The 22,709-nt window shown below is 66.5% G+C and carries 19 protein-coding genes; 14 read left to right on the plus strand and 5 right to left on the minus strand.

Annotation, left to right across the window (positions count from 1 at the left end):
- Positions 1–113: 113 nt before the first annotated feature.
- Complete coding sequence (locus IV501_RS03625; protein WP_200555023.1) at positions 114–1,433, plus strand: RNA polymerase sigma factor; 1,320 nt, start codon at positions 114–116, stop codon at positions 1,431–1,433.
- 152 nt (positions 1,434–1,585) lie between these two features.
- Positions 1,586–2,314, plus strand: a complete 729-nt coding sequence (locus IV501_RS03630; protein ID WP_200555024.1) for a coenzyme F420-0:L-glutamate ligase — start codon at positions 1,586–1,588, stop codon at positions 2,312–2,314.
- Between the two features lie 36 nt (positions 2,315–2,350).
- Here IV501_RS03630 and IV501_RS03635 read toward each other — a convergent pair whose 3' ends face one another.
- Positions 2,351–3,373 (minus strand): sugar-transfer associated ATP-grasp domain-containing protein, encoded by a 1,023-nt coding sequence (locus IV501_RS03635; RefSeq protein WP_307812160.1) that lies wholly within the window; start codon positions 3,371–3,373, stop codon positions 2,351–2,353.
- Positions 3,374–3,488: 115 nt separating this feature from the next.
- Here IV501_RS03635 and IV501_RS03640 point away from each other — a divergent pair, with 115 nt between their 5' ends.
- Positions 3,489–4,151 (plus strand): alanine racemase C-terminal domain-containing protein, encoded by a 663-nt coding sequence (locus tag IV501_RS03640; RefSeq protein ID WP_200555026.1) that lies wholly within the window; start codon positions 3,489–3,491, stop codon positions 4,149–4,151.
- Entirely contained in the window at positions 4,148–5,233 is a 1,086-nt protein-coding gene (locus IV501_RS03645) for an alanine racemase (RefSeq protein WP_200555027.1), read from the plus strand. Before IV501_RS03640 ends, IV501_RS03645 begins: the two co-directional genes overlap by 4 nt.
- A gap of 54 nt (positions 5,234–5,287) precedes the next feature.
- On the opposite strand, the gene IV501_RS03650 is transcribed toward IV501_RS03645, so the two are convergent.
- Positions 5,288–5,515: a DUF7455 domain-containing protein gene (locus IV501_RS03650; RefSeq protein ID WP_200555028.1), complete on the minus strand. Its 228-nt coding sequence runs from the start codon at positions 5,513–5,515 to the stop codon at positions 5,288–5,290.
- A 255-nt stretch (positions 5,516–5,770) separates the two neighbouring features.
- On the opposite strand from IV501_RS03650, the gene IV501_RS03655 reads away from it, so the two are divergent.
- The 3 genes from IV501_RS03655 (at position 5,771) to IV501_RS03665 (ending at position 9,896) form a co-directional block, all read left to right on the plus strand.
- The gene (locus IV501_RS03655) at positions 5,771–7,870 is read left to right on the plus strand and encodes a DNA gyrase/topoisomerase IV subunit B (RefSeq protein ID WP_200555029.1); all 2,100 of its coding nucleotides are present in this window, start codon (positions 5,771–5,773) and stop codon (positions 7,868–7,870) included.
- Between the two features lie 54 nt (positions 7,871–7,924).
- Entirely contained in the window at positions 7,925–9,493 is a 1,569-nt protein-coding gene (locus IV501_RS03660; RefSeq protein ID WP_200555030.1) for a carboxylesterase/lipase family protein, read from the plus strand.
- A gap of 61 nt (positions 9,494–9,554) precedes the next feature.
- Positions 9,555–9,896 carry a DUF952 domain-containing protein gene (locus tag IV501_RS03665; protein WP_200555031.1) on the plus strand — a complete coding sequence of 114 codons (342 nt, stop codon included), beginning with the start codon at positions 9,555–9,557 and terminating at the stop codon, positions 9,894–9,896.
- Positions 9,897–9,914: 18 nt separating this feature from the next.
- Here the strand turns inward: IV501_RS03665 and IV501_RS03670 are convergent, their stop codons facing one another.
- Complete coding sequence (locus IV501_RS03670) at positions 9,915–12,428, minus strand: DNA gyrase/topoisomerase IV subunit A (protein WP_200555032.1); 2,514 nt, start codon at positions 12,426–12,428, stop codon at positions 9,915–9,917.
- Positions 12,429–12,440: 12 nt separating this feature from the next.
- Between IV501_RS03670 and IV501_RS03675 the strand changes: the two genes are divergently transcribed.
- The gene (locus IV501_RS03675) at positions 12,441–13,574 is read left to right on the plus strand and encodes an alkaline phosphatase family protein (protein WP_200555033.1); all 1,134 of its coding nucleotides are present in this window, start codon (positions 12,441–12,443) and stop codon (positions 13,572–13,574) included.
- 96 nt (positions 13,575–13,670) lie between these two features.
- Here the strand turns inward: IV501_RS03675 and sepH are convergent, their stop codons facing one another.
- A complete protein-coding gene (sepH, locus tag IV501_RS03680; protein ID WP_200555034.1) occupies positions 13,671–14,729 on the minus strand; it encodes a septation protein SepH in 1,059 nt (352 codons plus the stop codon).
- A gap of 201 nt (positions 14,730–14,930) precedes the next feature.
- Between sepH and IV501_RS03685 the strand changes: the two genes are divergently transcribed.
- Positions 14,931–15,224: a DUF4193 domain-containing protein gene (locus tag IV501_RS03685; RefSeq protein WP_147782392.1), complete on the plus strand. Its 294-nt coding sequence runs from the start codon at positions 14,931–14,933 to the stop codon at positions 15,222–15,224.
- Positions 15,225–15,229: 5 nt separating this feature from the next.
- Here the strand turns inward: IV501_RS03685 and IV501_RS03690 are convergent, their stop codons facing one another.
- The gene (locus tag IV501_RS03690; protein WP_200555035.1) at positions 15,230–15,697 is read right to left on the minus strand and encodes a DUF3093 domain-containing protein; all 468 of its coding nucleotides are present in this window, start codon (positions 15,695–15,697) and stop codon (positions 15,230–15,232) included.
- 85 nt (positions 15,698–15,782) lie between these two features.
- On the opposite strand from IV501_RS03690, the gene dut reads away from it, so the two are divergent.
- The 5 genes from dut to dxs all read left to right on the plus strand — a co-directional run bounded on the left by dut (position 15,783) and on the right by dxs (position 22,671).
- Positions 15,783–16,226 carry a dUTP diphosphatase gene (gene dut, locus IV501_RS03695; protein ID WP_200555036.1) on the plus strand — a complete coding sequence of 148 codons (444 nt, stop codon included), beginning with the start codon at positions 15,783–15,785 and terminating at the stop codon, positions 16,224–16,226.
- An 82-nt stretch (positions 16,227–16,308) separates the two neighbouring features.
- Positions 16,309–16,917, plus strand: a complete 609-nt coding sequence (locus IV501_RS03700; protein WP_200555037.1) for a DUF3710 domain-containing protein — start codon at positions 16,309–16,311, stop codon at positions 16,915–16,917.
- Positions 16,918–16,922: 5 nt separating this feature from the next.
- Positions 16,923–17,654: a DUF3159 domain-containing protein gene (locus tag IV501_RS03705; protein WP_307812161.1), complete on the plus strand. Its 732-nt coding sequence runs from the start codon at positions 16,923–16,925 to the stop codon at positions 17,652–17,654.
- Positions 17,655–17,843: 189 nt separating this feature from the next.
- Complete coding sequence (gene acnA, locus IV501_RS03710; RefSeq protein WP_200555038.1) at positions 17,844–20,651, plus strand: aconitate hydratase AcnA; 2,808 nt, start codon at positions 17,844–17,846, stop codon at positions 20,649–20,651.
- Positions 20,652–20,727: 76 nt separating this feature from the next.
- On the plus strand, positions 20,728–22,671 hold the full coding sequence (gene dxs / locus IV501_RS03715) for a 1-deoxy-D-xylulose-5-phosphate synthase (protein WP_200555039.1): 1,944 nt from the start codon (positions 20,728–20,730) through the stop codon (positions 22,669–22,671).
- Positions 22,672–22,709 lie beyond the last annotated feature (38 nt).

Consider the following 22,709-nt stretch of genomic DNA (forward strand, 5'->3'; position numbering starts at 1 on the left):
AAACTGCTGTCCAAAAACTGCTGTCCAAAAACTGCTGTCCAAAAACTGCTCTAGTTCCACTTGCTTCACCCGCTGCCCCGCATGCAGCAACACCCCGATCGGAAGGTGCCCACATGGCTACCACAGCAAAGTCCGCGGCTCTCGTAGAGTCCGAGGCGGTCGAAGAGGTCAGCGTCGACCCCACGGCCGCTGCCCCCAAGAAGACCACCGCCCGCGCGAAGGCGGCGCCCAAGACCGCGGCCGCGAAGGCCAAGGCACCCGCGAAGGCTCCGGCCAAGCGCGCCACCAAGGCGAAGGCCACGGATGACGGGCCCGACGGCGAAGAGATCGATGACGACGTCGAGGTGGTTGTCGTCGTCGACGACGTGAAGGACGACAGCGCGGAAGACGCCGAAGAAACGGAAGAGACCGAGAGTAAGACGGAGAAGGCCCCCGAGGTCCTTCCCAGTGGCGCGCTCGTGCTCTCCCTTGTGGACGATGAAGACGAGGTTCCCGTCTATTCGTCCGCCATCACGGGAGCTACGGCCGACCCGGTCAAGGACTACCTGAAGCAGATCGGTAAGGTCGCCCTGTTGAACGCGGCCGAAGAGGTCGAGCTCGCGATGCGCATCGAGGCCGGTCTGTTCGCCGAAGACAAGCTCTCCCAGATGGCGCCGGCCGAGCTGAAGTCCTCGCTCGGTCGCGAGTTGTCCTGGGTCGCCAAAGACGGCCAGCGTGCCAAGAGCCACCTGCTCGGCGCCAACCTCCGTCTCGTGGTCTCCCTGGCCAAGCGTTACACCGGTCGCGGTATGCAGTTCCTCGACCTGATCCAGGAGGGCAACCTGGGCCTCATCCGTGCCGTCGAGAAGTTCGACTACACCAAGGGCTTCAAGTTCTCCACCTATGCGACCTGGTGGATCCGCCAGGCGATCACCCGCGCCATGGCCGACCAGGCCCGCACCATCCGCATCCCTGTGCACATGGTCGAGGTCATCAACAAGCTGGCCCGCGTTCAGCGCCAGATGCTGCAGGACCTCGGTCGCGAGCCCACCCCGGAAGAGTTGAGCCGTGAGCTCGACATGACCCCGGAGAAGGTCATCGAGGTGCAGAAGTACGGTCGCGAGCCGATCTCGCTGCACACCCCGCTCGGTGAGGACGGCGACAGCGAGTTCGGCGACCTGATCGAGGACACCGAGGCAGTCGTGCCCGCGGATGCCGTGGGCTTCACCATGTTGCAGAAGCAGCTGGAGTCGCTGCTCGACTCCCTCTCCGAGCGCGAGGCGGGCGTCATCCGCATGCGCTTCGGTCTGGGTGACGGCATGCCGAAGACTCTCGACCAGATCGGCGACACGTTCGGTGTGACGCGCGAGCGCATCCGCCAGATCGAGTCGAAGACCATGGCGAAGTTGCGCCACCCCTCGCGGTCGCAGTCGCTGCGCGACTACCTCGAGTAAATCGACACTCAGCTATACCTAGAGACGCGCCGACGGGCATCACCGTCGGCGCGTTTCTGCATGCACCGCTCTGTAGGCTCGATAGTCGGCCACGGGGGAACGTGCTCCGCTGGACTCCACACACGCAGAACCACTGAAACGGATGTGACTCAATGGTCGCCGACAACACTCCCGCAGCCTCCCAGCCCGCCGCGAACGACGGCAAGAAGCTCGAGACCATCGTGGATGGCGTGCGCTATTCGCGGATCCCGATCAAGACCCGCCTGGTCGGCCCTGACGATGACATTGTCGAGGTCGTCACCTCCTTTGCCGACCCCGTGATCGAGGCAGGCGACCTCCTCTTCGTCACCGAGAAGATCGTGGCCATCACCCAGGGCCGGGCCTATCCGGTCGACTCGATCCAGGCGCGACCGCTGGCCGTGCGTCTGTCGCGCTACGTCACCAAGACCCCGTCCGGCATCGGCCTAGGCCTGCCGCAGACCATGGAGATGGCGCTGCGTGAATGTGGAGTGCCGCGCATTCTCTTCGCCGCAGCGGTTGCCGCCGTGACGAAGAAGCTCGGTCGTTCCGGCGACTTCTACCGCGTGGCCGGGCCGAAGGCCCGCGGCATCGACGGCCCGACCAGCGGCACCATCCCGCCGTACAACTCTCAGGTGGTGCTCGCGCCGTCACGTCCGGCGGAGGTGGCGAAGCGGCTGCAGAGCGCGCTGGCGACCCCGGTGGAGGTGCTCATCGTCGACATCAATGACTTCGGTGGCAACATCCTGGGCTCCACCGTGGATCGGGCCACCGATCGCGCGATGGAGAAGGTGTTGGGCGACAACCCACTCGGTCAGGGGCACGAGAGCACGCCGCTAGGCGTGATCCGCCGGGCACGCTGATCGGTGGCGGCGCGGACGCCCGGATGACTCTCTCGGCTAGAAGCCGACGAACTCGCGGAAGCGCGGGCGGCTGCCGGTGCGGATACCGGTGACGCTTGGCTTGTTCTCGTAGACCCCAGCCGCCCAGTTGCCCTCTACCAGCACCGGACCGGTCTCGCCGATGACGATGTCCCAGCCGACGTATTGGATCTGCGGCACCACCCGGGCGGCCTTGTCGATGAAGGCGAACAGTTCGTCGACCATCGGGAGCTGGAAGTCGACGATCGAGACGCCGGACTCCGGGTGGGTCTTGTACACGTTGTCGTGCGAGTCATAGCCGGCGCCGCGCGAGTGACCCTGCAGGTCGAGCATCGTGTAGAAGCCGCCGAAGGTCTGTTGGTCGCTCGCAGCGCCCCGCCCGAACTTCTGCGCCATCGAGAGCACGTGGGTGTCGGTGCCGTCGAAGAACGTGGTGACCCGCGTGGTGTTGGCGGTGCCGGGGCAGATCGCGGCCAGCGTGGGGTGCTGGGTGATGTACTCCTCGAGCAGGGTCTGGCCCTTGGCGAGCAGCTGGGCGCGGAACTTCTGCCAGTCGACGACATCCGTTGCTTCGTAGCGCTCGACGCCGTGGCCGGAGTCGCTGAACGGTACCTTGCCCATGACCTTCTCGTGGGCGAGCACGAAGTCGCGGATCTGATCGACTGACGACTCTCGCACATCGATCCAGCCGCGACCGAGCAGGTCGGCGAACTTGTGGTTGAACTCCAGCTTGTCGTGGAACAGCGAGCGGAATTCGGGCTGGTCGTACTTCATGGCGATGTGGTTCGACAGCGAGTGCGTCATGAAGGTCTCGCGCTCGGTGGCGGTGAGCATCGCGAAGTCGTAATCGACGTAGTCCTGGAACGCCGTGTTCTTGAACGCCGCCGACCAGAGCATGTCGGCGAAGACGACCGGGGTCGGCTTGCCGAACCGTGCGCCGACCTCGCGGGAACGCTGCAGTACGGAGGCCGCATCGAAGCCTCGGGCGCGACGCCCCAGGTAGCTGAGGCGGTTCTTGAGGCCGAGGCCCTGTGCTGTCACGGTGGTCGTTCTCCCGTCGGTGGCCGGCGTGTGCCAGACGATTCTACCGTTCGGGCGCTGGGCTCCTCCCGCCCGGCTTCGGCACGGCGAATGGCCGACACCGTATTCTCGAGGCATGCAGTCCTCCCACCGCCACGCGCTCGGTGTCGAACCCGCGCCCGTCGGCCGGCATCGGCTGCGCGTCGATTTGGAGGCAATTCGCCACAACACCGCGGTGTTGCTCTCCCGCGGGCGACCGGTGCTCGCCGACGTTTCGGCAGATGGCTACGGCCACGGCGCTGCCGAGGTCGCCCGCGTCGCCACGGAAGCCGGTGCGACTTCCATCGATGGTGAGCGTGGCGAGTCCAACCTGGCCCTGTATGGAATGACGGATGACCCGGCCCTCCGCCCGGCGATGCGCGTGTCTGCCGTGGTCGTCGCCACCAAGACCATCGATGCAGGGGAGGGTGTCTCCTACGGCCTCACATACCGCGCCACCGCTCGAACGAACCTCGCCCTGGTCGGCATTGGCTACGCGGACGGGTTGGACCGCTCGGCCAGCAACACTGCGAGCCTGCTGTTGAACGGCACGCAGCGCCGCATCGTCGGACGCGTGGCCATGAACGCGCTCGTGCTGGAACTAGGCGACGACACCGCCCAGGTCGGCGACGAGGCGGTCGTGTTCGGTGACCCGGCCGCTGGAGACCCGCACGTCCGGGAGTGGGCCGCATCGATCGGGCGCCCTCCTGCCGAGGTCACCGCGGTCATCGGGCTTCATTTGCCGAGGAGTTACGCATGAACGACGAGCTCGGCATCTCCCAGGTGATGCCCCCGCGCATCACCGTCGACCTGTCCGCGTACGCGCAGAACCTCGACGCCATCCGCACCCGCGTCGCGCCGGCCGAGGTGATGGCGGTGCTGAAGAGCGACGGATACGGTCACGGCCTGCTGCCGATCGCTCACGCCGCACTCGATGCCGGGATCACCGCCCTCGGCGCTCTCGACATCGACACGTCGTTGCGGCTGCGCGACTCCGGCATCGGCGAGGAGGTGCTGATCTTCGCCTGGTTGCTCGCGCCAGATGACGACCTCACGGCGGCGGTCGCCGCGGGGATCGATCTCGGTGTCTCGTCTCTGGACGAGCTGAACCGCATCGCGGCAGCGGCATCCGCTCGGTCCGATGGTCGCCGCGCCCGCGTGCACCTCAAGATCGACACCGGGTTGCACCGCAACGGTGTCAGCCCGGAGCACTGGCCGGCCGTCGTCGAGCGCGCCGTGCTGGTGCGCGAGAGCGTCGACCTCGTAGGCATCTGGACCCATATCGCCGAGGCCTCCGACGAAGAAGACACGGATGCCATCAGCCGCTTCCACGCGGCCGTGGCGGTGGCCCAGGCGGTCGGCGCCGAACCGCAACTGCGGCACCTCGCGGCCAGTGCGGCGTCGTACTTCCGGGCGGACTCGCGGCTCGACCTGGTGCGGGTCGGAGCCTTCGGGTACGGCATCTCGCCCGGCGGCGGGATCACCCCGGGAGAACTCGGCCTCACCCCGGTGATGACACTGACGGCGACCGTATACGCGAGTGACGACGGCACGGCCCGACTGGCGATCGGGTCGGGCGACGGTATCTCGAGCGCGGCTGCGGGGCGGGTCTCCGTCGCGGTAAACGGTCGGCGATTTCCGGTGGCCGATGTCGGGCTGGACTGGATCGGACTCGCGGACCCCAATGGTGAGCTGCAGCGTGGCGACGAGGCGGTGCTGTTCGGTCCTGGGACCCGGGGCGAGGCGACGCTTCAGGAGTGGGCGGACGCGACCGGCACGATCGGCGAGGAGATCGTCACTCGCCTGAGCGCAGACATCCCTCGGTCGTATCCGAAGGGTTAACGACGAAACGCCCCGGCCGAAGCCGAGGCGTTTCGTGAAGATCGTGGGTGAGCGCTACTTGTTCTCGAGCAGGCGAGCCGACTCGTCGTGCCAGTCGCTGGCGATCGTCGACAGCTTCTCCTGGTACTTCTTGCCGTGGTGGGCGCAGAACAGGAGTTCGCTCTCACCGATGGCAACACGGATGTAGGCCTGGGCGCCGCAGCTGTCGCAACGGTCGGCGGCGGTGAGTTCGTGGCTGGAGCCGAGGTCAACTGCAGTCGTTTCGGGTGCGATCTGTGACATGAGATGCTCCTCCACTTTCGTACGGGTCGGTGTGACGTTGTTCTATACAAGCACGCGGATGTTTCGCCGGTGGGACAAACGTCCACTATTTCGCTGAACGCGTAGCCCGACCGGTACCACTGGGGTCGGGGGGTGTCGGGTGCCGAGAGATGCCCCTTGCTTCATTAGTCTTGAACGCGGTCCGCCTCCCCGTCATTCCTCATGACCGGCTTTTCGATCGGTCGGGAGGCTCGGCCCGCGTAAAGGAGAACACACGTGGCGAGTTCCGACTACTCCGCACGGCATCTTTCGGTGCTCGAGGGGCTGGAGGCCGTGCGCAAGCGGCCCGGCATGTACATCGGCTCGACCGACTCCCGTGGACTGATGCACTGCCTGTGGGAGATCATCGACAACTCGGTCGATGAGGCCCTCGGCGGCAATGGCGAGGACATCGAGGTCATCCTGCACCCCGACGCCAGCGTGGAGGTGCGCGACCATGCTCGCGGCATCCCGGTGGACATCGAGCCGAAAACGGGGCTCTCCGGCGTCGAGGTCGTGTTCACCAAGTTGCACGCCGGCGGAAAGTTCGGCAGCGGTTCGTACGCGGCATCAGGCGGACTGCACGGCGTCGGCGCGTCGGTCGTCAACGCGCTCTCCGAGCGGCTCGACGTCGAGGTCGACCGCGACGGCAAGACCTGGGCAATGTCATTCCATCGTGGCGAGCCCGGGCGATTCGCGGATGTCGACCCGAAAGATCCGAAGCCCGATTCGCCGTTCAGTCCCTTCATCTCCGGGAGCGAACTCACCGTCGTCGGCAAGGTGAAGAAAGACGTCACCGGCACCCGCGTGCGTTACTGGGCCGACCCGCAGATCTTCACCAGGGGCGCCACCTTCCAGACCGAAGAACTGCTGGCCCGCGCCCGCCAGACCGCATTCCTGGTGCGCGGCCTCGGCATCGACATCGTCGATGCACGGGGGAGCGAGAGCGGCGAGGGGCCCACCCGCGAGCTGTTCAAGTTCGACGGCGGCATCGCCGAATACGTCGACTTCCTGGCACCAGACTCCCCGATCACCGAGACCTGGCGGATGACCGGCTCCGGCACGTTCGCCGAGACGGTCCCCGTGCTCGACGACAAGGGCCACATGGTCGCGACCGAGTTGCAGCGCGAGTGCACCGTCGACATCGCCCTGCGCTGGGGCACCGGCTACGACACGGTGTTCCGCAGCTACGTCAACATCATCGCGACGCCGAAGGGCGGAACGCACCAGACCGGGTTCGAAGCCGGGATGCTCAAGTTCCTGCGCGCCCAGGTCGAGCAGAACTCGCGCCGGCTCAAGGTCGGCAACGACAAGCTGGAGAAGGATGACATCCTCGCCGGCCTCACCGCTGTGCTCACGGTGCGCCTCCCGGAGCCGCAGTTCGAGGGTCAGACGAAGGAGATCCTGGGCACGCCCGCCGTGCGCAACATCGTGTCCGCGGTGGTCGCCAAGGCCATGGCCGAACGGTTCGGCTCGTCGAAACGCGACGACAAGACCCAGGCATCGCTCGTGCTCGACAAGATCGTCGCCGAGATGAAGTCCCGCGTTTCCGCCCGCGCCCACAAGGAGACCCAGCGCCGAAAGAACGCCTTGGAGAGTTCCTCGCTTCCGGCCAAGCTGGTCGACTGCCGCTCCAGCGACGTGGCCAACAGCGAGCTGTTCATCGTGGAGGGTGATTCCGCCCTCGGCACCGCGAAGCTCGCCCGTGACAGCGAGTACCAGGCTCTGCTGCCTATCCGCGGCAAGATCCTCAACGTGCAGAAGGCCTCCGTGGCCGACATGCTGTCGAACTCGGAGTGCGCCTCGATTATCCAAGTGATCGGCGCTGGCTCGGGACGCAGCTTCGACCTCGCCACAGCTCGCTACGGCAAGGTGATCATCATGAGTGACGCAGATGTCGACGGCGCCCACATCCGTACGCTGCTGCTCACCCTGTTCATGCGCTACATGCCCGACATGATCCGTGACGGACGGGTCTACGCCGCGGTGCCGCCGCTGCATCGGGTGATCGTGATGAACCCGGGGTCGAAGCCGAACGAGACGATCTACACCTATTCCGAGGCAGAGCTGAATGGCGTGCTCGCCGGGCTGAAGAAGTCGAACAAGCGGTATCAGGATCCGATCCAGCGGTACAAGGGGCTCGGCGAGATGGACGCAGACCAGCTGGCCACCACGACCATGGACCGAGCTCACCGCACCCTGCGTCGGGTGCAGATCGGCGATGCCGCCAACGCCGAGAGGGTCTTCGAGCTGCTGATGGGAAACGACGTCGCACCGCGCAAGGACTTCATCATCGCCGGCTCGGAAGGGTTGTCACGCGAGCGCATCGACGTCTGAGTTTCGGTCAATCGGCGGATTACGCCGTTCACCCCGTCGGCATAGGATGCGATCATGCCCACCCGAACCGCTACCGCAGACGGCGTGAGCACCGACCTCCTGACGGTCGACACGGCGAGCGGCGCGGTTCGCGGCGTGGTCAGGCGTGGACTACGGATGTGGCGCGGCCTCCCGTATGCGACGGCTCCCGTCGGCGCACTCCGGTTCCGTGCTCCCCAGCCGCCGCGGCCGTGGGACGGTGTGCGCGACGCGACGCACTTCGGTCCCGTCGCCGTTCAGGATCGCAAGGGGCCGTTCGTCGGCGCCTCGCGCACGGTCGTCATGTCGGAGGAGTGCCTGAGCCTCAACGTGATCGCCCCGGGGGAGGCATCCGTCGTGCCGTTGCCGGTGATGGTCTGGATTCACGGCGGCGCATACACGGTCGGCTCCTCACAGGAGATGGACCGGCAAGGCGAGGTGCTGGTGCGCGAGGGCGGCGTGATCTTCGTCAATTTCAACTATCGTCTTGGCGCCCTCGGCTACCTCGACTTCAGCAGCTTCTCCACCCCGGAACGCACCTTCGAGAGCAATCTCGGGCTGCGCGATCAGGTCGCGGCGCTGGAATGGGTGCGTGACAACATCGCCATGTTCGGGGGAGACCCCGGCAACGTCACGCTGTTCGGCGAATCCGCCGGCGCGAATGCGGTGACCACGCTGCTCGCCGTGCCCCGCGCCCGGGGGCTGTTCGCCCGGGCGATCGCCGAGAGTCCGCCGGCCGACGCGGTCTACGGCAGCGAGACGACCGCGGTCTGGGCAGGGGAGTTCCTCGAACTGCTGACCGAGATCGTCGACGACCACAGCACAGACAGCACCTCGCATGAGGACGCCGCTGCACTTCTCGACGCCGCGCCACTCGACGCGCTGGTGCGGGCGGCGACCAGGATGCAGCTGCTCACGCCCGACGTCAACCCGGGCACGATCAGCTTTTGTCCGGTGATCGACGGCGACTTCCTTCCCGAACGGCCGATCGATGCGATCGACAACGGCCACGCGCATCCTGTACCGCTCATCATCGGCACCAACGACCGCGAGGGCTCGCTTTTCCGCGGGCGGCTGGACATTCTCGCGACGACGCCACCGCGCATCCGCGCCATCTTCGCCAAGACCAAGAAGAAGGCGCGCAAGCGGCTGAAGGCCCTGTATCCCGGCCTCCCCGATAAGCGTGCGGCCGCCGACTTCGGCGGTGACTACTCGTTCTGGTACCCGTCGATCCGCGTCGCCGAACGGCATGCCGATGTCGCGCCAGTGCACTTCTACCGATTCGATCTCGCGCCCCGGCTGATCCGGTTGATGGGGCTCGATGCCACCCACGGCATCGAGATGTTCGCCGTCTTCGATAAGGGCTCTGGCTTGCGGGGGAGGGCGATCGGCGTGCTCGGCGGCTACAACGCCTTCCAGGCGACCGGACGACGGATGCGCGCGAACTGGCTGCGCTTCGCCCACACCGGGCGAGTTGACCCCTCGTGGCCGACCTACACCTCTCGCAAGCGCAACACCCTGATCATCGACGAGACCGATCGCGTGGAGCAAGACCCGCGGGGCGACAAGCGTCGCGCCTGGCAGGAGTTCGTGCCGCACGTGTGACCCGTCGCGCCGCGACGGAGGAGCAGCCGTATCGAGACCCATCACCCGTACGCTGAACACCGTGATCTTCCACCTCGCCCCGGCCGCCGACTGGGCGGCCGCGCTGACCGGCACGCCGTACCCCCGATCGAGCCGTGAAGAGCTGTTCGCTGACGTCGGGTTCGTCCACGCCTCCACCGCCGAGCAACTCCCGGGCGTCGTCGAACGGTTCTACCGCGATGAGACGGGAGCGCTGATGCTGCTCACCATCGACGAGGCGCTGGTGGAGTCATCCGGTGTCGAGGTCCGCTGGGAGGGGCGCAGCGACCGCTACCCACACGTCTACGCGCCGCTGCGACCGGAGTGGGTGGTGCGCGCCGAGCCGGCACACATCGTCGACGGCGTGCTGGTCGTCGGCAGCTGAACGCTGCCCTCGTGCCGGCTAGCTGGACCAGGCGTTCGCGCTGGCGATGCTCTCGCCCACGCTGCCGATGACGCCCTCGAGCGGCGTTCCTGACGCGTCGCGCTTGGCTCCGGCCTCGGGGAGGGCGCGCACGGCGCCATCCGGGGCGACCGGAATCGCGGGGGCGGCCCCCGCCCAGCCGAGCGCGAGCACATCTTCTCCCTTCAGGAAGGTGTGAGCCCGCACGCCGCCGGTGGCGCGGCCTTTACTGGGGAACTCCGTGAGATACGAGACCTTCGCCCGCCCGGCATCGACGCCCACGAGGGCCGAGCTGCTGGACGATACGGTCACCACCACCGGCTCTGTGGTCGGGTCGATCACACCAAAGAAGATCACCTCTGCCGTTGCGCCCAGATTGATGCCAGCCATGCCGCCTGCGGTGCGCCCCTGGGGGCGGACCGCGGATGCCGCGTAGTGCAGCACCTGCGCGTCGGAGGTCATGAACAAGAGCGTGTCGCCGTCGCCGCCCTGCCGAGCACCGACCACCTCGTCGCCGGGCTTCAGCGCGATGACCTCGAAGTCGGGCTTGTTCGGGTAGTCGCCTGGCGCGAGCCGCTTGACCACCCCCTGCCGAGTGCCGAGGGCGATCGGGTCGTCGGAGGTCAGGGAGACCAGAGCGAGCACCCGCTCGCGCGTGGAGTCCAACCCGAGGTAGTCGGTGATCCGCACCCCCGCGGCGAGCTGGATCGAGTTCTCTGGCACCACCGGCAGATCGACCGGGGTCAGCTTGATCAGGCGCCCGAGATTGGTGATCGCACCGATCTCGGCGCGGCTCGTCGTGACCAGGGCGGACAGGATGGCGTCGTGCTTGCTTCGGCGCGCGATCCGGGCGGGTAGCGCGGCCTCGTCCGCGATCTCCTCGGCGAGGTCGATGCGGATGGCGCGACCCGTCGTAGAGAGGAGCACGCGGCACGGGGCATCCGCGATCTCGAGAATCGGAGCGGATTTGCGGGACGACGTGGCGATGCTGGGACGCGCCTCGGTGAGCAGGGTGCGGCGCGGGGTGCCGAACTTCTCGGCGATCTCCTCCAGCTCGTCGGAGACCAGGCTGCGGATGCGTTGGGGCACGGCCAGCAGCTCCTGCAACTGAGCGATCTCGGCACGCAACTGGTCGCGTTCGGTCTCGAGCTCGATGCGCGAGAACTTGGTCAGCCGACGCAGGCGCAGCTCGAGGATGTACTCGGCCTGGATCTGGCTGAGGTCGAAGACCTCGATCAGCCGAGCGCGCGCAGCCTCGGTATCGTCGCTCGACCGGATGACCTGAATGACCTCGTCGATGTCGAGGATCGCGATGAGGAGGCCCTCAACCAGGTGCAGGCGGTCGAGCTTGCGGGCGAGCCGGAAGCGGCTGCGTCGAGTGACCACCGAGATGCGGTGGTCGATGTAGACCTGCAGAAGTTCCTTCAGGCCCAGCGTCTTGGGGCCGCCGTCGACGAGGGCGACGTTGTTGATATTGAAGCTGTCTTCGAGCGGGGTGAAGCGGTAGAGCTGCTCGAGCACGGCGTCCGGACTAAAACCGGTCTTGATGCCGACCACCAGACGCGTGCCGTGTGCGCGGTCGGTGAGGTCGGTGACGTCGGAGATGCCCGAGAGCTTCTTCGAGTTGACGCCGTCTTTGATCTTCTCAATGACCTTCTCGGCGCCGACCATGAAGGGCAGCTCGGTGATCACGAGCCCCGCCTTGCGAGCCGTGATGTTTTCGACCGACACCCGGGCGCGGGTCTTGAACGCGCCACGGCCTGTCTCGTATGCATCACGGATGCCCGCGAGGCCGATGATCGTGCCACCGGTAGGCAGATCCGGGCCAGGCACATACGACATGAGGTCATCGAGGGTGGCGTTCGGGTTGTCGATGAGGTGCCGAGCTGCGCCCACGACCTCGATGAGATTGTGCGGCGCCATGTTGGTCGCCATGCCGACCGCGATGCCGGAGGCACCGTTGACCAGCAGGTTCGGGAAGGCGGCGGGCAGCACCTCGGGCTGCTGAAGCTGGGCGTCGTAGTTGGGCACGAAGTCGACGACGTCCTCGTCGAGATCTTGGGTCATTGCCAGAGCCGCTGCGGTCAGCCTCGCCTCGGTGTATCGCGCTGCCGCGGGGCCGTCGTCCAGAGTTCCGAAGTTGCCGTGCCCATCGATGAGCGGCACGCGCATGATGAAGGGCTGAGCGAGGCGCACCATGGCGTCGTAGATGGAGCTGTCACCGTGCGGGTGAAGCTTTCCCATCACCTCGCCGGTGACGCGGGCGGACTTGACGTGCCCGCGATCGGGCCGCAGTCCCATCTCGGTCATTTGGTAAAGAATGCGTCGTTGAACGGGCTTGAGACCGTCGCGCGCGTCGGGGAGTGCCCGCGAGTAGATGACGGAGTACGCGTATTCGAGGAAGGACCCCTCCATCTCGGCCGAAACGTCGACGATGTCGATGCGTTCTCCGGTCGAGGCCTGTGCAGTTGATTGCTGAGCGGCGTCGGAGGTGGGTGTATCTGAGGTAGCCATAGGATTGCCACCATGCTACCGGCCACGAAATCGCACCGGTTGAGCCTCGCGGATGTCGTCCCGAGTTCGCTCTCCGCCCTTGCCGGTCGAGAGAATCCGCTGGGCCTCGCCGCCGCCGATAAGGCGATCGTGCTGCTCGTCGACGGGCTCGGAAGCGCCCAGCTCGCCGCACGCGCCGGGCACGCACGAACGCTCGCCCCGCTGCTCACCAAGAGCGCGGTGATCGGGTCGCGGTTCCCCACCACGACGGCGGCCGCCCTGGCCACGCTGACCACCGGTGAGCCGTCGGGAACGCATGGCCTGGTCGGCTATTCGGTGTTCGACGTCGCTCACGATCGCGTGGTCAATCAGTTGAGCGGCTGGGAGGGAGACAACAAGGCGGGGTACCTCGATCCGGCGACCTGGCAGCGCGTTCCCACCCTGTTCGAGACGGCATCGGTTGCAAGCTTCGTCATCGGGCCTGAGCGCTACCGCGACAGCGGCTTCACCCGCGCGGTCTTGCGGGGCGCCGAATACCGCGCGGGCGCATCCGTCTCCGACCGGTTCGCGGTTGCACGGCAGACGCTGGACGAGATCGAAACCGGGCTGCTCTACCTCTACGTTCCCGAGCTCGACCAAGCAGGGCACGCGAAGGGCTGGGAATCGCCCGAGTGGACCCGCGCCCTCGAAGACCTCGATGGCGAGGTCGGGCGCTTCGCTTCCACCCTGGGTCGCCGGGAGGGGATGCTTCTCACCGCCGATCACGGAATGCTCGACGTTCCCGTCAGCTCGCACGTTCTCTTCGACGCGGAGCCGGGCCTACTCGACGGCATCCGTCACGTGGCGGGGGAGCCACGCGCCCTGCAGCTGCACTTCGAGCCGGACGCGAGCGAGCAGCACCGTGCAACAGTGCTCGAGCGCTGGCGGATCGAGGAGGGGTCACGCTCGTGGATCGTGTCCCGTCGCGAGGCAGTCGACTCCGGCTGGTTCGGACACGTCGCCCCTGAGGTCGAACCCCGCATCGGCGACCTGGTGATCGCCGCGCGCAAGGCGGTCGCCTACTACACGCAAGCCTCGCACGCGAAGAACTCGATGATCGGCCAGCACGGTTCGTGGACCGCGGAGGAGACGAGCGTGCCTCTCCTGCGGTTCGGCGCCTTCGCCTGAGGCATCAGCGCGCCCGTTTGTTATCCACGCGCGTGCTGTAACCGGCGCGGGGATGACAACGGGGCGCGCGGATGACACCGGAGCGTCGTTGCCGAGCTAGTCGTCTTCCGAGCGGGCGCCGAAGACGATGTCATCCCAGCTGGGCATCGCGGTGCGGCCCTTCTTCGCGCGAGCGGTGGAACGCGGAGCGAAGACACTCGGCTGGGGAGCCGTATCGCCCGGGGTCTCGTGGTCCACATCCACGGCGGGCAGCGGGACGTCGACCAGACGAATGCTCCCGGTTGACGGATGCGCGGCCATCGAGCCTTCATCGTGGAAGTTGGCGGCCTCGCGTTCGCCCCGACGACGACGCAGCGCCTCGAGCAGGTCGGCGGTCTGGTTGGACTCGGCTTCCTGCTCGGCCGGCGCCCGGTTGATCACCGCGTCGGCGACACCGCGGGGGGCGTCAGCGAGGCGACCATACGGCACCGGTTCCAATAACGGACCGGTCACGCGCTCGGTGAGCTCGTCGGCGGTGAAGGCACCGCTGTCGAAGCGGGATTGGTCGGGCAGTCGTTCCTCGTCACCGACCGCACGCAGCCGGGGGATGAGCGCACCGGTCATCTCGCCCTGCTGTGACAGTGTGATCGCCTCGTTGTTGAGCGGCGAGAGTGCCGACTTCTTAGGGTCGAAGCGCCAGCGGGCGTCGTGGTCGATCTCTTCGGAAGTGAAAGACAGCTTGACGATCCAGCCGCCGCCGACCTCTTTCCAGCTCGCCCAGCGTTCGTTGATCGCGCCGAGGTCGTGAAGTCGTTCGCGGATGACCGTGCCGAAGGTGGAGCCGGACAGTGGGCCGGTGTCGGCGGCGGTGTGCACCGGGACGGCGAGGGCGGCGGTTACGACGAACTCGCGTTCGGCCAGCACCGGCCCCTCGAACTTCTGGATGTATTCGAGCGGAACGCCGGTGATGGCGGCGACATCCTGAGCGGACATTCCTGAGCGGATATGCGCCTGGATCTCGCGTGGCGCGAGCTTGCGGCCGGTGCCGGGATCGGGAATGGCTTGCCGCAATCGGGACTGCAGCACTTCGTCGATGGGTACACGAAAACGCGTGCCGTCGTCTGTGGCGACGAGGAGGGCTCCGCTCTCCACTCCGATGACTCTGAGGTCTTGCATAACTGAACGCCTCTCGCGGTCCGTTGGTATCTCTAGGGTGACACGCAAAACGCTGATCCTCCGGGAATAACGCGGGCGTGCCGTGAGTTCCATCAGCGTCGGATTCACGGTCGTGTGGCAGTGGTTTGCTATTCGCAAACTATTGATGCAAACTATGGCCGCCGATTAGGGCCAAACAACGATTTTCAGAACTGGATGGGCATGGCAACCGACTACGACGCACCCCGTAAGACCGACGACGACTCCGAGTCGATCGAGGCTCTGAAGGAGCGCGTTCCGGACAAGATGTCGGGCGTCGTTGACGTCGATGACGCAGACAACCCCGGTGGATTCGAGCTCCCTGGAGCCGACCTCTCCGACCTCGACCTCGACGTCGTGGTGCTCCCTCCGCAGGCGGATGAGTTCACGTGCGTGAACTGCTTCCTGGTGAAGCACCGCTCACAGCTAGACCACGAGGAGAAGCTCGGCCCGATCTGCCAGGAGTGCGCCGCCTAACCGCGTCACGACTGGTCGGCTGAGCCTTCCACGCGAGCCCGAGCGCTGCTGATCGCTTCGATCAGCGCCTCGGGCTTTCGTGTTGATACGAGCCAGTACGGAGTCGGGTCTTCTGGGTCGAGCACGTCGATCTTCGCCACCGGCGATACCCATCCGCGGATGAGGAGCCACGCCCGGGCGTCGAGCTTGCGTCCCCGCGCGAGCGTCGCAGCCTCTCCGCGGTACGCGGTGAGTTCCCCGACGAACACCAGCGGGATCGTGGCGCGACCTGCGGTGAGTGCGTCGTCGGTGACCCGAAGCACGGGCGACCCGAGGATGAGGGCGGCGACGATTGCCAGATAGAGCAGAATCGCCACGAACACGCCCGCCGTGGGGTTGATCGGCAGGAACACCAGCAGGCTGGCCGGGATGATGAGCGCGGTGCTGATGAACACCAGGGGCGACGCCCACAGGCGTTCGCGGTAAATCGTCATGCCCCCATTCGATCAGACTTTGACTGCTCGAACCTGCACGATCACCCTCCTGCGACCCCGTCGGGCTCTGCACTAGCCTCATCACGTGCCTGAAAGCGTGGAAGTCCTGATCGTGGCGGAGTCTGTTCCGTCGTACGCGCATCCCGGTGACGCGGGCGCCGACCTGACCTCCGCGGATGCCGTGGAGCTGGCGCCGGGACAACGCGCGACCGTGGGAACTGGCGTCTCCATCGCGCTGCCAGACGGATACGCCGCCTTCGTGGTTCCCCGCAGCGGCCTCGCCGCGAAGCACGGGATCACCATCGTCAACAGTCCGGGGACGGTGGATGCCGGCTACCGAGGCGAGATCCGGGTGACGCTCCTGAACACCGACACCTCGGTGTCGTATCCTGTCGCAGTCGGAGACCGGATCGCGCAGCTCGTGATCATGCCGGTGACGCGGGCGCGGTTCGTGCCGGTGGAGAGATTGCCCGGAAGCCATCGCGGAGAAGCGGGCTTCGGGTCCACCGGGTACAGCACTGCACCCTGACCGACAGCACCCTGACCGGCAGTATCCGGACCGCGAATCTCGAGCGGCCCCACCAACGACCACCGAATATCGGAGACAACCCGTGAGTGACACGACGTCAATCGAAGGCGACGACGAACTGATCCAGGCCAAGTCGGCCCCGGCTGACCGCGCGACGGAAGGCCCCCTAGACGAGAGCGAGGCCAATGCGGTTCGTCCCTACGTCGACCTCGGCGGCGTGAAGATCCTTCCGCGCGAGGGACTCCACCTGCGCCTCGAGGTCGAGGAGGGCAGCCAGCGCGTCGTGGCCGTCGGACTGGATTACGCGGGCTCGACCCTGCAGGTGCAGCCGTTCGCGGCGCCGCGCACCTCGGGGCTGTGGCACGAGATCCGTGACCAGATCGCGGAGCAGATCGAGAAGCAGGGCGGAACCACCACGCTGTCCGTCGGACCGTTCGGGCCGGAGCTCCTGGCCGAGATTCCGGCGGCGACGGCGGAGCAGCCGCGGGCGACCCGTCTGGCGCGATTCATCGGCGTCGACGGTCCGCGCTGGTTCCTGCGCGGCGTCATCGCGGGAGAAGGCGCCGTCGACCCGGTCGCCGCTGCCGAGGTCGAAGACCTGTTCCGCAGCGTCGTCGTGGTGCGGGGCAAGACCCCGATGCCCCCGCGTGACCTCATCCCGCTGCAGATGCCGAAGACCGACGGGCTCTGATTCACGTGGCAGACCCGACTCCGAGGGACCCCGCTCCAGACGATGAGCAGCCGATCAGCTTCCGGGATTCCATGGCCGCGGCCATGCGCAAGACCGGCTTCGGCCAGGTGACGCCCGGGGAGGTGCCAACCGCGGGCTCACTGCTCAGCGCGGTCGGTGGGGTGCGCGGCCTGATCGAATCGATCCTCCCCGGCCTCGTCTTCCTGGTGCTGTACACGATCACCAAGAGCGTGCCGCTCGCGGTGCTCGTGCCCGTGATTGTCGGCGCTGCCTTCATCGTGGTGCGCCTAGTGACTCGCAGCCCCGTGATGTCGGCGGTCATCGGACTGCTCTTGCTCGCGGTCTCGGCCGTCCTCGCGCTCATCTCGGGGCGCGCAGAGCAGGCGTTCATCCCCGGCATGGTCATCAACGCGAGCAGCGTGCTCGTGCTGCTGATCAGTATCATCGTTGGCTGGCCATTGATCGGACTGATCGTGGGCTTCCTCACCAATGAGGGCGTGGAGTGGAAGAAGGATGCGGCCAAGCGCCGCGTGCTCTACATCGCCACCTGGATGTGGCTGGGCCTGTTCGCCCTGCGCCTGGCCGTCGAAGTGCCGCTGTACCTCGCCCGCCAGACCGAATGGCTGGCCGGCACCAAGCTCGTGCTCGGTGTGCCGCTCTACGCGGTGCTGCTCTGGGTGACGTGGTTGCTGGTGCGCGCGGCGTACGGCCGTGCGGCGGTCGTCGCGCGCGACTGAGTCCATTCGACTTCGTGTCGGAGCCCAGGACATCCGCGACTATGATTTATCTTGATGTCAAGATAGTTTCATCCTCGATCGGCCGGAGTTGCGCCGCCCAGACTTAGGTTCGCCTTGCTGGTCACCGGGCGCTCACGGCGAGAGAATGGCTTCGCCAGATCGCAGGGTTCGTACAAGGGAGACGACGGAATGTCGCAGGTCAACAGCTTCGGGTCGAAGGACACACTGACGGTCGGCGGGACCGACTACGAGGTGTTCCGGGTCGACTCGGTCCCCGGGTACGAGAAGCTCCCGTTCAGCCTCAAGGTGCTGCTGGAGAACCTCCTTCGCACCGAGGACGGCAAGAACGTCACCCGCTCTCAGATCGAGGCGCTCGGCTCATGGGTTCCCACGGCGGAGCCCGACACCGAGATCCAGTTCACCCCGGCGCGCGTCGTAATGCAGGACTTCACCGGCGTTCCCTGCATCGTCGACCTGGCCACCATGCGTGAGGCCGTCGCGAACCTCGGCGGCGACCCGAAGAAAATCAACCCGCTGGCTCCGGCCGAGATGGTCATCGATCACTCCGTCATCGCCGATCTGTTCGGCACCGAGAATGCCTTCGAACGCAACGTCGAGATCGAATACGAGCGCAACGGCGAGCGGTACCAGTTCTTGCGCTGGGGCCAGACGGCGTTCGATGACTTCAAGGTGGTGCCTCCGGGAACCGGCATCGTGCACCAGGTCAACATCGAGTACCTGGCCCGCGCCACCATGACCCGCACCGTCGACGGCGTGCTTCAGGCCTACCCAGACACCTGCGTCGGCACCGACTCGCACACGACCATGGTCAATGGCCTCGGCGTGCTGGGATGGGGTGTCGGCGGCATCGAGGCCGAGGCGGCCATGCTCGGCCAGCCGGTCTCCATGCTCATCCCCAAGGTCGTCGGCTTCAAGCTGTCCGGCGAGATCCCGATGGGCGTCACGGCGACGGATGTCGTGCTCACCATCACGCAGATGCTGCGGAAGCACGGGGTCGTCGGCAAGTTCGTCGAGTTCTACGGCGAAGGCGTCGCGGCGGTGCCGCTGGCCAACCGCGCCACCATCGGCAACATGAGCCCCGAGTTCGGCTCCACCGCCGCCATGTTCCCGATCGACGACGTCACCCTCGACTACCTGCGCCTTACCGGGCGGAGCGAGGAGCAGGTCGCCCTGGTGGAGAGCTACTCGAAGCTGCAGAAGCTCTGGCACGATGCATCCGTCGAGCCCTCGTTCAGCGAATACCTCGAGCTCGACCTCGGCACCGTCGTGCCGTCGATCGCCGGCCCGAAGCGCCCGCAGGATCGGGTCGAGCTCAGCAAGGCGAAGTCGCAGTTCGAGGTCGACCTCGGCGCATACGCCGAAACCACCACCCGCGTCGATGAGGCGCTCGAAGGTACCTTCCCGGCCTCCGACCCGGTCGGCACCACCGCTCAGGACGAGAACTGGTCGGATGCCCCGGTCGTCACCAGCCCGAGTCCAGCGCACGCGTCGAACCCGGCCGCTGTGACGACGGCCGACGGTGAGACCTTCACCATCGACCACGGTGCCGTCGCCATCGCCGCGATCACTTCGTGCACCAACACGTCGAACCCGAGCGTGATGCTCGCTGCTGGCTTGCTGGCCCGCAACGCCAGCAAGAAGGGCCTGAAGTCCAAGCCGTGGGTGAAGACCACCCTGGCCCCCGGATCGAAGGTCGTCACCGACTACTACGAGAAGGCCGGCCTCAACGGCTACCTCGAAGACCTCGGCTTCTACCTGGTCGGCTACGGCTGCACCACCTGCATCGGCAACTCGGGCCCGCTCGAAGACGAAATCTCGCAGGCTGTTCAAGACAACGACCTCGCCGTCACCGCGGTGCTGTCGGGTAACCGCAACTTCGAGGGTCGCATCAACCCCGACGTGAAGATGAACTATCTCGCCTCGCCGCCGCTGGTGATCGCCTACGCCCTGGCCGGCTCGATGAACTTCGACTTCGAGACGGATGCCCTGGGCCAGGATCAGGACGGCAACGACGTCTTCCTCGCCGACATCTGGCCCGACGCGGCCGAGGTGCAGGCCACGATCGACTCCTCTATCGACACCGAGATGTTCACGCACGAGTACGCGGGCGTCTTCGATGGTGACGAGCGCTGGCGTTCGCTTCCCACCCCTACCGGCTCGACCTTCGAGTGGGACGAGAAGTCGACGTACGTGCGCAAGCCCCCGTACTTCGACGGCATGACGATGGAGACCACCCCGGTCAGCGACATCGTCGGAGCCCGGGTGCTCGCCAAGCTCGGCGACTCGGTCACCACCGACCACATCAGCCCGGCTGGCAACATCAAGGCTGATAGCCCGGCTGGTCGCTACCTGGACGAGCACGGCATCGCCCGCGCCGACTACAACTCGTACGGCTCGCGCCGCGGCAACCATGAGGTGATGATTCGCGGGACCTTCGCGAACATCCGTCTCAAGAACCAGCTGTTGGACGGAGTCGAGGGTGGCTACACCCGCGACTTCACCACCGCCGATGGTGAGCAGTCGTTCATCTACGACGCCAGTCAGCACTACCAGGAAGCCGGCACCCCGCTCGTCATCTTCGGAGGCAAGGAGTACGGCTCCGGGTCATCCCGTGACTGGGCAGCCAAGGGCACCAGCCTTCTCGGCGTCAAGGCGGTCATCACCGAGAGCTTCGAGCGCATCCACCGTTCCAACCTGATCGGTATGGGCGTCGTTCCGCTGCAGTTTCCGGCCGGAGAGAGCTGGGCGTCCCTTGGCCTTGATGGCACGGAGATCGTCTCGATCGCCGGTCTCGAGGAGCTGAACTCGGGTACGACCCCGAAGACGGTGCGGGTCACCGCCGTTCCGAGCGAGCACTCGCCCGAGGGTAAGCAGCCGATCGAGTTCGACGCGGTCGTGCGGATCGACACCCCCGGCGAGGCGGACTACTACCGCAACGGCGGCATCCTGCAGTACGTATTGCGCTCGCTCGTCTAGACGCTACGGGGTCAGACCCTGTCAAGGCCCACGTGGCGCTCACCGTGCGTGAGCGTCACGTGGGTATGGTGGAGATATGTCGTTGCTTGAGAACATCCATGGGCCACGAGACCTGGATGGGCTCGACCAGGGGCAGCTGACGCAGCTCGCGGCCGAGATTCGTGCCTTTCTGATCGCCGAGGTCTCCAAAACCGGTGGTCACCTGGGGCCGAACCTCGGTGTCGTCGAGCTGACCATGGCCGTACATCGCGTCTTCGACTCGCCTAATGACGCGATCGTCTTCGATACTGGCCACCAGGCGTATGTGCACAAGCTGCTCACCGGGCGGCAGGACTTCAGCCACCTGCGCGAAAAGGGTGGGCTGGCCGGCTACCCGCAGCGATCCGAGTCCATCCACGACATCGTCGAGAGTTCGCACGCCTCCAGCTCGCTGAGCTGGGCGGATGGGATCTCCCGCGCCTTCCAGATGACGGGTCAGAAAGACCGTTCAGTGGTGGCGATCGTCGGCGACGGCGCGCTCACCGGGGGGATGACGTGGGAGGCGCTGAACAACATCAGCGACGACAACAGCCGTGGCTTGGTGATCATCGTCAACGACAACGGCCGGTCGTATGCCCCCACCATCGGAGGTATGGCCCGCTTCCTCAACGGCGTGCGCACCCGTCGCGAGTACCGCGACCTCTACATGACCACGCGTCGGTTCGCCGACCACTTCGGCTCCGTCGGCCGAGCGATGTACCGCGGCCTGCGCGGCGGGATGCACGGATTCCTCTCCCGCTTCTCCAACAACGAGGCGCTGTACTCGAACCTCGACATCAAGTACATCGGGCCGATCCATGGCCACGACGAGGCCGCGATGGAGGAGGCGCTCCGACAGGCGAAGGCATACGGAGCGCCGGTGATCGTGCATGTGATCACCCAGAAGGGCAAGGGCTTCGAGCCCGCTGTGCTCGACACCGCCGACCAGTTCCACGCGGTTGGTCACATCGACCCAGAAACCGGCGAGCCGATCGGCGGAACGGGCAGCCCGTCCTGGACCTCGGTGTTCTCTGACGAGATTGTGAAGCTCGCCGACAAAGACCCGAAGATCGTCGGGATCACGGCGGCCATGCTCATCCCCACCGGACTGCACAAGCTCGCCGCGAAGTACCCCGAGCGGGTGTTCGACGTAGGAATTGCCGAACAGCACGCCGTCACCTCGGCCGCCGGGCTCGCCTTCGGCGGCCTTCACCCCGTAGTCGCGCTCTACGCCACGTTCATCAACCGCGCCTTCGACCAGGTGCTGATGGATGTCGCCCTGCACAAGGCGGGCGTCACCTTCGTGCTCGACCGGGCCGGTGTCACCGGTCCGGACGGGCCCAGCCACCACGGCATGTGGGATTTGGCCATTCTGCAGGTCGTCCCGGGCATCCGTCTCGCCGCGCCGCGTGACGCGACGCGGCTACGCGAAGAGCTGGGGGAGGCGGTCGCCGTCGGCGATGCGCCCACCGTGCTGCGGTTCTCGAAGGGCAGCGTCGGCGCGGAGATCGACGCCGTGCGTCGAACGGATGACGGGGTCGACGTGCTGCGCGAGGCACCGCACAAAGACGTGCTGATCGTCGCGGTCGGGCCGATGGCCGAACTCGGCATGCAGGTTGCCGAGCGCCTCGCCGCCCAGGGCATTGGTGCGACCGTCGTCGATCCGCGCTGGGTAGTCCCCGTGCCGCAGAGCATCATCGGGCTGGCGGCGGATCACCGACTGGTCGTGAGCATCGAAGACGGCATCAGGGTCGGTGGTATCGGCACGCGCATCCGTCAAGACCTTCGCGCGGCCGGGGTCGACACGGCGCTCACCGAACTCGGGCTGCCCGACGAGTTCATCGATCACGCCTCGCGCGCCGAAATTCTCGAGCAGGTTGGTCTGACACCGCAGCACATCGCCCGTGATGTGGTGGCGCAGGTGCTCGGCAGCCGCATCCCGGTCGCCCGGCCCCTCCCCGAGGAAGCTGACGAGCGTTCACTGGGGATCGACCGGCAGTAGCTGGTCCGGGCAGCTGCGCTCGAAGCTCGAACTGACGA

The sequence above is a fragment of the Lacisediminihabitans changchengi genome (assembly GCF_016634425.1).
Lineage (GTDB): Bacteria > Actinomycetota > Actinomycetes > Actinomycetales > Microbacteriaceae > Lacisediminihabitans > Lacisediminihabitans changchengi.

Coding starts and splice junctions, on each gene's coding strand:
- IV501_RS03640 (WP_200555026.1), top strand. CDS start 3,489: ATGCAGTCCTCCCACCGCCACGCGCTCGGTGTCGAACCCGCGCCCGTC.
- acnA (WP_200555038.1), top strand. CDS start 17,844: ATGTCGCAGGTCAACAGCTTCGGGTCGAAGGACACACTGACGGTCGGC.
- IV501_RS03650 (WP_200555028.1), bottom strand. CDS start 5,515: ATGTCACAGATCGCACCCGAAACGACTGCAGTTGACCTCGGCTCCAGC.
- IV501_RS03625 (WP_200555023.1), top strand. CDS start 114: ATGGCTACCACAGCAAAGTCCGCGGCTCTCGTAGAGTCCGAGGCGGTC.
- IV501_RS03675 (WP_200555033.1), top strand. CDS start 12,441: ATGCTACCGGCCACGAAATCGCACCGGTTGAGCCTCGCGGATGTCGTC.
- IV501_RS03690 (WP_200555035.1), bottom strand. CDS start 15,697: ATGACGATTTACCGCGAACGCCTGTGGGCGTCGCCCCTGGTGTTCATC.
- dxs (WP_200555039.1), top strand. CDS start 20,728: ATGTCGTTGCTTGAGAACATCCATGGGCCACGAGACCTGGATGGGCTC.
- IV501_RS03685 (WP_147782392.1), top strand. CDS start 14,931: ATGGCAACCGACTACGACGCACCCCGTAAGACCGACGACGACTCCGAG.
- IV501_RS03630 (WP_200555024.1), top strand. CDS start 1,586: ATGGTCGCCGACAACACTCCCGCAGCCTCCCAGCCCGCCGCGAACGAC.
- sepH (WP_200555034.1), bottom strand. CDS start 14,729: ATGCAAGACCTCAGAGTCATCGGAGTGGAGAGCGGAGCCCTCCTCGTC.
- IV501_RS03645 (WP_200555027.1), top strand. CDS start 4,148: ATGAACGACGAGCTCGGCATCTCCCAGGTGATGCCCCCGCGCATCACC.
- IV501_RS03670 (WP_200555032.1), bottom strand. CDS start 12,428: ATGGCTACCTCAGATACACCCACCTCCGACGCCGCTCAGCAATCAACT.
- IV501_RS03660 (WP_200555030.1), top strand. CDS start 7,925: ATGCCCACCCGAACCGCTACCGCAGACGGCGTGAGCACCGACCTCCTG.